9 protein-coding genes are annotated in these 11,645 nt (G+C 73.2%); 3 read left to right on the top strand and 6 right to left on the bottom strand.

The genetic code is table 11. The annotated features are described in order from the left end of the window. Nucleotides 1-19: 19 nt before the first annotated feature. A complete protein-coding gene (locus tag KZQ38_RS33095) occupies nucleotides 20-1,168 on the bottom strand; it encodes a DegT/DnrJ/EryC1/StrS family aminotransferase (RefSeq protein ID WP_219447957.1) in 1,149 nt (382 codons plus the stop codon). A gap of 69 nt (nucleotides 1,169-1,237) precedes the next feature. Here KZQ38_RS33095 and KZQ38_RS33090 point away from each other — a divergent pair, with 69 nt between their 5' ends. Further along, nucleotides 1,238-2,377 carry a nucleotide disphospho-sugar-binding domain-containing protein gene (locus tag KZQ38_RS33090; protein WP_219447956.1) on the top strand — a complete coding sequence of 380 codons (1,140 nt, stop codon included), beginning with the start codon at nucleotides 1,238-1,240 and terminating at the stop codon, nucleotides 2,375-2,377. A gap of 47 nt (nucleotides 2,378-2,424) precedes the next feature. Here KZQ38_RS33090 and KZQ38_RS33085 read toward each other — a convergent pair whose 3' ends face one another. Further along, the gene (locus KZQ38_RS33085; RefSeq protein WP_219447955.1) at nucleotides 2,425-4,146 is read right to left on the bottom strand and encodes an ABC transporter substrate-binding protein; all 1,722 of its coding nucleotides are present in this window, start codon (nucleotides 4,144-4,146) and stop codon (nucleotides 2,425-2,427) included. A gap of 206 nt (nucleotides 4,147-4,352) precedes the next feature. Here KZQ38_RS33085 and KZQ38_RS33080 point away from each other — a divergent pair, with 206 nt between their 5' ends. Continuing rightward, nucleotides 4,353-5,741, top strand: a complete 1,389-nt coding sequence (locus KZQ38_RS33080) for an aminotransferase class V-fold PLP-dependent enzyme (RefSeq protein ID WP_219447954.1) — start codon at nucleotides 4,353-4,355, stop codon at nucleotides 5,739-5,741. Here KZQ38_RS33080 and KZQ38_RS37365 read toward each other — a convergent pair. Beyond that, entirely contained in the window at nucleotides 5,716-7,242 is a 1,527-nt protein-coding gene (locus KZQ38_RS37365) for a DUF6239 family natural product biosynthesis protein (protein WP_219447953.1), read from the bottom strand. The two genes, KZQ38_RS33080 and KZQ38_RS37365, sit on opposite strands and share 26 nt — an antisense overlap. Nucleotides 7,243-7,269: 27 nt before the next feature. Continuing rightward, complete coding sequence (locus KZQ38_RS33070) at nucleotides 7,270-9,027, bottom strand: selenium-binding family protein (protein ID WP_257902838.1); 1,758 nt, start codon at nucleotides 9,025-9,027, stop codon at nucleotides 7,270-7,272. A gap of 151 nt (nucleotides 9,028-9,178) precedes the next feature. On the opposite strand from KZQ38_RS33070, the gene KZQ38_RS33065 reads away from it, so the two are divergent. Then, nucleotides 9,179-9,487, top strand: coding sequence for an ArsR/SmtB family transcription factor (locus tag KZQ38_RS33065; protein ID WP_219447952.1), 309 nt, complete (start codon nucleotides 9,179-9,181; stop codon nucleotides 9,485-9,487). Here the strand turns inward: KZQ38_RS33065 and KZQ38_RS33060 are convergent. Continuing rightward, a complete protein-coding gene (locus KZQ38_RS33060) occupies nucleotides 9,463-10,938 on the bottom strand; it encodes an NDP-hexose 2,3-dehydratase family protein (RefSeq protein ID WP_308258710.1) in 1,476 nt (491 codons plus the stop codon). The two genes, KZQ38_RS33065 and KZQ38_RS33060, sit on opposite strands and share 25 nt — an antisense overlap. Before the next feature lie 22 nt (nucleotides 10,939-10,960). Further along, nucleotides 10,961-11,611, bottom strand: a complete 651-nt coding sequence (locus KZQ38_RS33055) for a winged helix-turn-helix transcriptional regulator (protein WP_219447951.1) — start codon at nucleotides 11,609-11,611, stop codon at nucleotides 10,961-10,963. Between the last annotated feature and the right edge of the window lie 34 nt (nucleotides 11,612-11,645).

Below are 11,645 nucleotides of genomic sequence, written 5' to 3'. Positions count from 1 at the left end.
AGGCACATACGGGCCCCGGTCACCCCATCGGGTCGACGTGCCGCTCCAGCGCGGCCCGCAGCTCGCGGACCACCCGGTCCACGTCCTCGTCGGACAAACCCTGGTGCAACGGCAGGTTCAGCGTGTGCTCCGCCGCCCGTTCCGCGCCCGGCAGCACGGCGGCGGACCCGTACCGGGGCACGCGGTGCAACGGCGGGTAGCGGAAGGTCGTGTAGACACCCGCCCGGTACAGGTCGGCGGCCACGGCATCACGCACGCCCGAGTCGAACTGCACCCAGTAGAAGTAGTACGAGGTCCGGTGACCCGGCGGCAGCGCGGGCGGCGTCACCACGCCCGGCACGCCCGCGAGGGCCGCGTCGTAGCGGTCCACCACCTCCGCCCGCCGGGCCAGGAACTCCGGCAACCGCCGGAGCTGCACCGCCCCGATCGCCGCCAGCACGTCGTTGAGCACGGAGCGCCGGGAGAACGACGTCACCTCGACCTCCCACCACCGGTCGGCGGCCCGCGCGGCGCGCTCGTGCCCGCTGACCTCCTCCAGCCCCAGGTAGGCGAGCTTGCGCGCGCGGCGCACGAGTTCCGGGTCGCGCGCGTAGAACATGCCGCCGTCGACCGCGGTGGCGATCTTGCCGTGGTCGAAGCTCCACACGCCGAAATCACCGAACAGGCCGCACGCGCGACCGTCCACGGTGGAGGCCGGCGCGTTGGCGGCGTCCTCCACCAGCGGGATGCCCCGGTCGGCGCACCACCGCGCGATGCCGGCGACCTCACCGGGGTAGCCGCCGTAGTGCAGCACCACGACCGCCCGCGTGGCGGGGGTGGCGGCGCGGGCGACGTCCGCCACGGCCGGGTTGAGCGTGCGCGGGTCCACGTCGCAGAAGACCGGGCGCGCGCCGTGCGCGGCGACGGCGTTGGCCGCGCCGACGAAGCTCACGCTGGGCAGCACCACGTCGTCGCCCGGCCCGACGCCCGCCAGGCGCAACGCGGTGAAGGTGGCCTCGGTGCAGGAGTTCATCGACGTCACGTGCTCACGGCCGACGCCGAGGTGGTCGGCGAACGCGGTTTCGAACGCGGCCACCCGCGGTCCCCTGCCGATCCAGTTGCCGGCGAAGACCTCGCGGACGGCGGCCAGCTCCTCCTCGCCCAGGGACGGCTGGAAGACGTTGATCACCGATCCACCTCCCCTATGCTTGAATAACAGATAGTAGCCATGTCCGGCCCCGACAGGAGGCTTGAACCCATGCGCGCACTGTTCTGCTCGACCGACGGCGTGAGCCACTTGTTCCCCATGGTCCCGCTGGCGTGGGCGATGCGCGCCGCCGGCCACGAGGTGCTGGTGGCGTTCGCCGAGCACACCGACCAGGCCGTCGCGTCCGGCCTGCCCATCGTCGACGTCGCGCCCGGCTTCGACGGGATGGCGATCTTCGACCGGACGCTGGCGGACAACCCGGAGTTCGCCCGCATGTGGTGGAACGAGACGCTGGGCGACGACCCGTCCCGGTTCGCGTTGATGCCGGCCGAGCTGAACCGGCCGTTCTTCGAGCGCGCGTTCGCGCTGGCCGAGCAGTGGCGACCCGACGTCGTGGTGTACGAGCAGACCGCCGCGTACGGGTTGATCGTGGCGAGCCGGCTGGGCGTGCCCGCCGTGCAGCGCAACCTGGGCATCGTGCGCACCGGCGGCCTGCACCGGGCCATCGCCGCCCTGCTGCCGGACGTGTTCGAGCGGTACGGCGTGCCCGCGCTCGCCGATCCCGCGCTCGTGCTGGAGGCCGTGCCGCCGAGCATGTTCCCGTTCGAGCGGCCGGAGGGCGAGTTCGTGCGCGACGTGGTGTTCACCGGCGGCACGGTGATCGGCGACCGCCTGCCCGAGCGCGGCGACCGGCCCCGCGTCGCCGTCACCCTCGGCACCGACCGACCCGGCACCGACGGCTTCGGCCCGCTCAAGGGCCTGCTCGCCTCCGCGTCGGCGCTGGACGCCGAACTCGTGCTGGCGCTGGGCGAGACCGACCTGACCCCGCTCGGCGACCTGCCGGCGAACGTCCGGTCGGTCGGGTGGACGTCGTTGGAGGCGTTGTTCCGCACGTGCGACGGCGTGGTGCACCACGGTGGCGGCACCACGACGATGGCGGCTATCGAGGCGGGCATCCCGCAGGTCGTCGGCGTGCACCCGCTCTACCCCGGGAACGAGACGCTCGCACCGGCGGTGCGGGAGGGCGGCGTCGGGATCGTGGTCGACGAGGACGCCATCGACGCCGCGACCGTCAACCGGATGCTGGAGGACGAGTCGCTGCGCGCCAACACCAAGGCCGTGCGGGAGGAGATGGCGACGCTGCCCAGCCCGGCCGACCTCGTGCACCGCCTGGAGGAGTTGGTCCGCTGACCGGGTGCCGCGCCACCGCCGCGGGTGGCGGTGGCGCGGGCGGTGGCTCAGTCCTCGGGCGGGTCGAGCCAGAGGTTCGTCATGTCGAAGAACTCGATCTGCGGCACGTGCACCGCGTTGCGCACGCGCTTGCCGTGGTACCGCGACGTCATCGCGGCGAAGTTCAGGATCGGCACGATCGGCAGGTCCTTCATCACCTCGACGTCGACCTGGTGCCACAGCTCCTCGGCCTTGGCGGGCTCGGGCTCCTGGAGCGCCTGCTCGATCAACGCGTCCACCACGGGGCTGCTGTAGCCGCCGTAGTTGGTCGTGCCCGGCGCGTCGTTGGTCTGGAACAGCGGTTGCACGATGACGCGGCCGTTGTTGCCGAACCAGTCCGGGGTGAAGCCGGGCTCCGCGATGTCCCAGTCGCCGCGCCGCCCGGCCTCCGGGTCGGACAACGCCGAGCCGTAATACTCGGCCTGGGTGAACTTGCGCCACTCCAGCCCGATGCCGATCGCGGCCAGGTCGGCGGCGACGGATTCCATGACCTTCAGGTGGATGCCGATGTCGCGCACCGCCGCGATCAGCGACAGGCCGTCGCCGTAACCCGCCTCTTCCAGGAAGGCCCGCGCCTTCGCCGGGTCGCCCCGGTCGTCCGGCGTCGGGTAGGGGTTGAAGTCCCGGTGCCCGATGCTGCCCACCGGGATGACCGAGCGCAGCGGCGTGTTCGGCGCGTCCAGGTCGTCCAGGATCTCGCCGATGGCGACCTTGTCGACCGCGTGCGCGATCGCCTTGCGCACCCCGATCTTGCCGACCGCACCGCGTTGGTTGGGGCTGCGGAGGTTGAAGACCAGGTACGGGTTGAGCGCGAAACCCGGGTAGCTGCGTGGCGCGGCGTCCTGCCCCGCCTTGGGTCGCGCCCACGACACCGCCGTGTAGGACCAGGCGAGGTCGATCTCGCCGGCGTCCATCTTCCGCTGCGTCACGGCCACCGGCTCCCGGCCGACGGTGATGGCGATCCGCGCCACGTACTGGTTGCGGATCGGGTCCGTGTCCGCGCGCCACTCGGGGTTGCGCTCCAGCAGGAGCCGCGACCCGTCGTCGGCGTGCTCGGCGAGCCGGTAGGGCCCGCAGGAGAGGGTGTTGCGGCGGAACTCCGGGCTGTCCGGGACGTGCGCGTCGTACTCGGCGGGCGCGGGCGTGGTGAACCCGGTGGCCAGGATGTTCAGGAAGTCGTTGGCGGGCTGGAGGAGCCGGAACACCAGCGTCTTGTCGTCGACCGCGGTGAGGCCCGCGATGTCGTGCGAGTCCTGGAACTCCGCCATCGCCGCCGGGGTCGCGGCACGTCCTTCGAACGCGGCGCGGTAGGCGTCGCAGAACTCGCGGAACCCGACGATGGTGCTGGTGAAGTAGTGCAGCGCGCCCGCGCCGGACACCGGGTTCGGCAGGCGCTTGAGCCCGCGGACCACGTCCTGCGCGGTCACCTCGCGTGGCGGCGTGGAGTTCCACCGCACGCCGTCGCGCAGGCGGATCGTGTAGGTGCGCCGGTCGGCGCTGATGCCGCCGTTCTCCGCGGTCGGGACCTCGGCGGCCAGGTCCGGGGCCGGCGTGAACGCCGCCGCCGGGTCGGACAGGTCGGCGGACGCCGGGTAGGCGAACAGCTGCCGGGTGAGCGCGCGCAGGATCTGCGCGGACGTGGCGTAGTAGGCGCTCGCCGTGTCGATGTGGTCGACCCCGCCGGGGCCCACGAGTCGCAAGGTCCCGCCGAAGCGGGGAGTGCTGGACATCCTCTTGTCGACCTCCTCCAGCCGCGTGTCGAGCAGAGCGCGGAGCCGGGCCGCCCCGTACGGCCGACTGTAGTGGAGCGCACCCGCCAGGCGCTATATGATAGTGAAGTCGCTCTGTCATATAGCGGGAGATAGTCCGCAACGAGTTTCTATTTGCATAGTGGACCGTGGTCGGGTGGGACCCGGCCGAGGAGAGGGGCAGTCCCGTGGAGACCACCACCGCGCACGACACCGAATCCGCCGTCGTGCGGATGGCCCGCGCGAACGCGGCCGTGCGCTCGTCCGACACCGCCCTGCCCGCGTCCGTCCTGGCGGACATCCCGTCCGGGCCGCTGGAGGACCCCGCCACCTGGGCCCGGGTCCGCTCCCTGTTCACGATCGACCCCGAACTGGTCCACCTCAACGTCGGCACCATCGGCTCGGTGCCCGCACCCGTCCTCGCCCTCCTGCGCAGCGCCGACGTCGACTTCGCCCGCCGGCCGCGCGACCCGTACCCGCCGACGACGTTCGCCGAGGCCCGCGCCGCCCTCGCCGCCGCCTACGGGTGCGACCCGGACGAACTGGCGGTCGTGCAGGGCGCCGCGGACGGCAACGCGCGCATCCTCAACGGCCTCGACCTGGGTGAAGGCGACGAGGTGATCACCACGACCCACGAGTGCTACACCGCGCAGGCCCCGTTGAACATCCTGCGCAACCGACGCGGCGTCGTGGTCAAGAAGCTCACCCCCCGGCTCGGGCCGGACCAGTCCGCCGAGGAGATCGTGCGGATGTTCGCCGACGCCATCACGCCCCGCACCAAGGTGCTCCAGTGGGCCGGCGTCACGTTCACCGTCGGCACCGCCATGCCGACCCGGATGCTCGCCGAACTGGCCCACGAGCACGGGCTGATCACCATGGTCGACGGCGCGCACCTGCCGGGCCAGTTCGACTTCGACCTGCACGGGCTGGGCATCGACTTCCTCAGCGGCTCGGGCGCGAAGTACCAGTGCGGTCCGATGGGCACCGGCATCGTCTACGCCCGCAACAAGGTCCTGCCCGAGCACAACCCCCTGCCGCTGCCGGAGTTCTGGCCGGTGATCACGCTGTGGTACCCGATCGACGGCGCGCTGCCACCACGCACCACCGGCCGGGAGCCGACCTACGACATCGGCACCTACCTCCAGAAGACCGGTTCCGCCGACCTCTCCCGCGGCCCGGCGCTCCAGGCCGCGTCCGAGATCTGGGACCGGATCGGGCGCGCGAACATCCAGCGCTACGTGCTGGGCCTGTGCTCCTACCTGAAGGAGCGCATCGTGGACCACTGGGGCAGGGACGCCCTCTTCAGCCCGCTCGACGACGAGCGCCTGCACAGCGGGATGGTGGCGTTCCAGCCGTTCGCGGACCCGTCGCACGCCGTTGACGTGTCGAAGTTCTTCGAGTTCGAGAAGCGCATGGAGGAGCAGCACGGGGTGAACCTGCGCTTCACGTTCTTCCCCGTCCGCGGTGTGGAGGGTGAGCGGTTCGCGGTGCGCGTCGCGCCGCACCTCTACAACTCCGTCGCCGAACTCGACCACACCGTCGACGCGATGATCAAGGTCTCCGCGGAGCTTTCCTGAGCGGTGACCGCGCCGCGGCGCGGGACGTTCCCCAGCGCCGACCGACCCCGTCCCCGGTGAGCCCGTCCGACACGGGCGTGATGCCTCCACCGGGGAACCACGTCACGCCGCCGTGCGCGTGGCGCGAGGTGCCGAGCCCCATGGTGACCAGCGACGCGGCGTACAGGCGCAACGGCCCGGTGTCCGGCTCACCGCGCCACGCCGCGTACCCGGCCGGTGTGGCGACGGCACCCGGCACGCGGTCGTTCAGCGCCGCCACGTACGCCAGCGCCGCGGGCTCCCGCGGGCTCTGCCGCAGCGGGATCACCTGGGCCGCCGGTATCGCCAGCAGCGGCGCGGTCAGCAGCCACGGCGCGAGGTAGCTGCCGCCACCCGGCAGCCGCCCCGCCGCGACGTCACGCAGCGCCCGGTCCGCCGCCGCCCAGCCGGCGACGACCAGCACCGGACCACCGGAGTCGGTCATCCCGTTGCGGCGCAAGGCGTCGTGCACGACAGCCGCGGCGGCGGACGCCCTCGGCGAGTGGTCGGCGACCAGCGTCACGGACCGCCGCCCACGCGCCGCCAGGAAGCCCACGGTCGCGCGCAACGCCTCCGCGTCACCCCCGGTGAGCTGATCGGCGGGGCACCCACCGGCGACCCGCTCGGCCAGCCACGCGCCCAGCACCGCGTCCGCGCACTCCGGGCCGTCCGGCCCCGACACGTCCGGGCCCCGGCGGGAGCCGGTGTCCACGGGCAGCGCGACCAGCTCGCCACCCCGCCGCAACCACAGGGAGCCGCGCCCCGGCGGCAGGTCGACCAGCGCCCACCACCCGCCGGTCCCGGGCCTCGGCGCGGTGGCGGTGAGCCGTTCCGGCGCGGCGCCCGCGGCGATACCGCCCCGCGTGACGCGGACCAGGTTCCAGCCCGGCCGCTGGGGCGCGACGAGCACCCGCACCGCCTCTCCCCCGAGTGCGACCTCACGCGACTGGAGCACACCCGGGACCGGCCGCCGGGGATCCACCGCCGTCAGGTGCGCGGCTCCGGCCAGCACCGCCACCGCCAGCACCGCCGCCGTCGCGTGCAGCGACCGGCGCGGACGGGCGACACCGAACCACGCCAGCGCCGCCACGCCGGTCCGCAGCGCGGCGTCGCGGAACTCCGCCTCCGACCACGCCACCGCGAACTCCGCCAACGCCAACGCCGTCACGCCCACGGCCACGACCGGCGCGAACCGCCGCCACGGCACCACGACGGCGGCCACCGCGAGCGCCAGGGGGACGACCGAGGCGAGGACGTGCTGCGGCCGTGGGGCGAGCGCGGTCAGCGCCCACTCACCCGCCACGACCACCACCCCGGCCACGACCGCCGCCCACCGCACCACCCGACCCGCCCCGGCGACCGGTCGCAGCAGGGCCGTGCCGGTGAGGACCACCAGCGAAACCACGACCAGCAGGCGCAGTCCGGCGATCCCGTCGCCGGCTGCGGACGGGTGCGCGTGCGGGGCGAGCGCGTCGACCACCACCGACGACACGGTGATCGCCCGGCCGGATCAGCGCACGTGTTTCGCGGCGACCGCGAACAGCACGCCGTGCGGTCGCGCCCCACCGTGGTCGCCGTGCGGCCAGCTCGCCCGTTCGAAGTCGACGCACGGTGCCTGGTCGTTCTCGTCGCGGAACGACTCGTCCAGCCGGAGCCCGTCCCGGCCGTCGAACTCGATCACGCACACCCGGTGGTCGCCGTCGATACCGGTCTGCGCGACGAAGTAGTTCGCGGTGGCGAGCCGCTTGATGTCACCGGTCTCCCGGTACCGGCCGTCCCGCCCGCGCTCGAAGTTGTCCATCGCGCCCCAGTGGGGACCGACCGCGACCCGGCCCTTCGGCCCGCCGACACCGCCCTTGATCGGCAGCACGTCCACCAGCGCCGGGCAGTCCGCTTCCACACCGCCGCCGGTCACCTCGTCGGGGGTGTCCACCCGGCAGCGCGGGTCGTCGCCGGCCGCGAGCAGCCGCCGGATGTCCAGCACGTACACCATGCCGCTGTTCTGCTCGGGCTTGAGCCGCGGGTCGGAGCCCATCACGGCGTTGAACAGGTACCGGTCGTCGGGACTGGTCTGGAGCCAGCTCCCGCCGCTGAGCCGACCGCTGAGCACACCGGTCGGGTCGAACTCGCGGTAGGCGGCGGTGTTGTCGAACACCTGCCGCCACTCGGGCGTGGGATCGGTGATGTCGGGTGTGTAGTAGATCGCGCCGCCCGCCATCGTGCCCGCGAACGCGCCCTTGTTGTGCCTGCGGTTGGTCACGGTCGTCTCCATGACCATCTGGTTCTCCTCGAACACCGCCTCGTCCTGGCGCGGGCCGACGGGCAGCGGGGTCACCGACACCAGCTTCGGGTTGTCGCGGTCGGCGATGTCGAAGATCCGCACGGTGGTCCGCAGCAGCTTGGGGTCGAGCTGCACGGTGTCCGGGTCGAGGTAGTTGCGCACCTCGGCGAAGTCGCTGACCAGCAACCGGTCCAGGTCCTCGCGGGCCTGGACGCCGTGCGGGTTCGCGCAGCTCGGCCGGGGCAGCGGCGGCACGTTGCCGCACAGCTCGGGCAGTTCGGCGTCCGGGGTGGAGGCCGGCGTCTCGCTGAGGGTCCTGCCGTCCTCGCCGATGCGCACGATGCCGCCCGGCGAACCGGCGAAACCGTTGCCGACGCGCGTTTCGCCGTTGCTGTAGGTGCACGGTCCCGAGACGTCGGGACCGCCCATGTACGACCCGTACGCGGTGCCGTCGCGCAGCACCCAGTAGGCGTCGGGCACGGAGGCGCAGGGCGTGTCCGCGCCGAGGTTGATCCCGGTCAGCCGGACCTCGGGCAGCCTCGACACGTCCAGCACGAACGTGGTGTCGGTGAACATCGCGCCGGCGTAGACGCGGTCGCCCGCGTGCCAGACGTACTGCATGTGGTGCGGCTCGCTGCCGACCTGGGGGCTGAGCACGGCGGTGTTCACCACCCTGCCGTACGTCGGCGAACCCTTGGTGGCGTCGATGACGGCGAGGAAGTCCGGGTCGGTGCCCCGGCTGTTGTCGGCGTCGCCCGCCCACGCGAGCAGCCACTCGCGGGGCCGGTGGCGGTCGGGCAGCGGCACGAGGTGGTTCGTGGCCCGGTAGGTGCGACCGTCCGTGCCGACGACGCTGGACGACGTCACCTCGACCCGGGCGTGACCGGCGGGCACGGCGGCGGTGAGCAGCCCCACCACCGCCAGGAGCACGCCGGCCACGACCAACCCCCTCGTGCTCCACGGTCGGGTCGATGCGTATCCGCGCATGGGGACTCCCAGTTAGCCGCGAGCGAACACTTTAAAAAAGAGTAGCGATACGGTCCCACACGGAGCAACCCGCCAACCCCTGCTCCCAGCAGTCGGACGGCCACCCGTCCATAACTTGCCAGGCATACACAGTGCAAGTATTGTTCGGGTCATGGCCGCCGTGTTCGCCGTACTGGCCGATCCGGCCCGTCGGCGCATCGTCGAGCTTCTGCTCGAACGGCCCCGACCGGTCGGAGAGCTGGTCGAGCAACTGGGCATCTCGCAGCCCGGTACCTCCAAGCACCTGAAGGTGCTGCGCGACGCCGGTATCGTCCGCGCGCGCAAGGAGGCCCAGCGCCGCGTCTACGAGCTGTGCCCGGAACCGCTGATGGAACTCGACCGCTGGCTGGAGCCCTACCGCAGGTTGTGGTCCAGCCGGTTGGACGACCTGGAGCGCTACCTCGACGCGATGTCCGACTGAACGCCTCGCGCCCCACCGGCCGCCACCCCGTACAGGCACGCCACCAGGCTCCGCGCCTGGATGTTCACGTAGTGGCTGTGCCGGAGCAGGTCCACCAGCTGGTGCAGGGCCACCCAGCGGTAGCCCGGCGTCTCGGCGTCGTCCGGCGAGTCCACCTCCACCACCACGTGCCGGGTCCGCGCGTGGAAGAACCGGCCGCCCTCCTCGGACTGCGTGACCGCGAGCCGCACCTGCTCCGGCGGTGCGCCCAGCACCGCGTCCAGGTGGCGTGGCCGGGCACGCGCGGGCAGGTGGCGGTAGTTGTCCGGGGTGCACTGCACGGTCGGCGCGAGTTCCACCACGTCCACGCAGCCCGCCTCCGCGCGCGCGTGCACCAGGACGTGCAGCACCCCGCCGATCGAAGTCGCCAGGAACGCCACCAGGCCGACGCCGCACGGCCGCACCATGGGCTGCGACCAGCTCGCCACCTCGCGGTCCGGCGCGTGCACCGACACGCCCACCACGTCGAAGAACGCGCCGGTGCGGTGCGAGATCCGGTCCGGGGTCCGCCGCCAGTCCGCCAGGCCGGCCAGCGGCGCGGTCGCGGTGCGCAGGTCGACGCGGGTGCGGATCTCGCTGATCCAGCGCAGCAGCTCGCCGGTGGTGTGCGTGCTGCCCGCGGCCGGGTCGCACGAGCGCGCCAGCGCCGCCCGGAACCCGTCGCCCGGACCGGCGCCCAGCAGCGCCGCCGCGCCGCCGCCCGCGAACGGCAGGCACGCCAGCACGGTGCGGGCGTCCATGTTGACCACGTCGTCCCGGGCGAGCGCCCGGTGCACCTCGCCGAGCGTGTGCCAGCGGAAGCCGTCCAGCACCTCCAGGTCCTCGGCGACCTCCACCACGACGTTCCGGTTGCGCTTGCGGTAGAACCAGGCGCCCTGCTCGGAGTGCCGCACGTCCACCAGGACCCGGTCCTCCGGCACGTCCAGGAAATGGCTGAGGTAGGGCACCGCGCGGCCCCGGTGCACGCCGGTGTAGTTGCTGCGGGTGGCCTGCACGGTCGGCGAGAGCTGGACGCCGTTGACGTTGCCCGGCTCCACCTTCGCCTGCATCAGCAGGTGCGGCACGCCGCCGAACTCGCGGACCAGGATGCCCAGCACGCCCACCTCGGGCTGGTGGATGATCGGCTGGTCCCAGCGCGGCACCTCGTGGCCGGGCAGGTGCACGTCGATGCCGCGCACGGCGAAGAAGCGACCGCTGCGGTGCGTCAGGTCGCCGGTCCCCGGGTCGGTGCGCCAGCCGGGCAGGCCGTCCAGCGGCACGTCCCGGACCGCGAACTCGACACCGGCGGCGCGTTCGGCGAACCACCGGTCGGCGTCGGGACCGGCCGACGCGCGTGGCGTGAGCGCGGAACGCGCCAGCCGCACGGGCGCGGCGCGCTCACCGGCGGCCACCCCCGCGCCCCGGCGCGTCACGGCCGCGCCCCGGCGCCGTCGATCAGGTCAGCCCGAGCATCCGCGTGCAGCGCTCGGCGGCGGCGGGCGAGCCGCTGATCTTCACCGCGCCGGTCGCGATCGCCCGCAGCGGCGAGAGCATCCGCGCGCCGATCCGCACGAAGGTGTCCGCGTCGCACTCCACCGCCAGGTCCGGCGCGGTCCGCGGTCCACGCCCGAACGCCACCGCGCCCGCCGTCACGGCGATGGTGAACACCTGCCCCGCCACCCGGAACTCGTAGACCTCGTCCACGTCCGGCACGCGGTCCTCGCGCACCATCGCCTGCACGGCGAGGAAACCCCACTTCGCGCGGGTCGCGCCGGTCGAGTCCTCCTCGTCCAGGAACCGCAGGCCCCAGCGGGCCAGGGCCAGCACCGGCCCGGCCAGCTCCTCCCCCACCGGGGTCAGCGCGTACTGCCGCGCGCGGCCGTCGCCCGGCACCGGCTGCTGCGTCACCACACCGCGCTCCACCAGGCCGCGCAGCCGCTCGGTGAGCAGGTTCGGCCCGATACCGGGCAGGTCGTCGATCAGCTCGGTGAACCGCGCCGGCCCGATCAGCAGCTCGCGGACGACCAGCAGCGTCCACCGCTCGCCGATCACGTTCAGCGCGCCCGCCAGGCCGCAGAACTGGCCGTAGTCGCGTTTCGACGACACCACAGACCCACCTCGCTCCCGGGTGGCCCATGGT

Origin of the sequence: Saccharothrix obliqua (genome assembly GCF_019375475.1) — a bacterium.
Lineage (GTDB): Bacteria > Actinomycetota > Actinomycetes > Mycobacteriales > Pseudonocardiaceae > Actinosynnema > Actinosynnema obliqua.
This window is presented reverse-complemented; position numbering and strand designations above follow the sequence as displayed.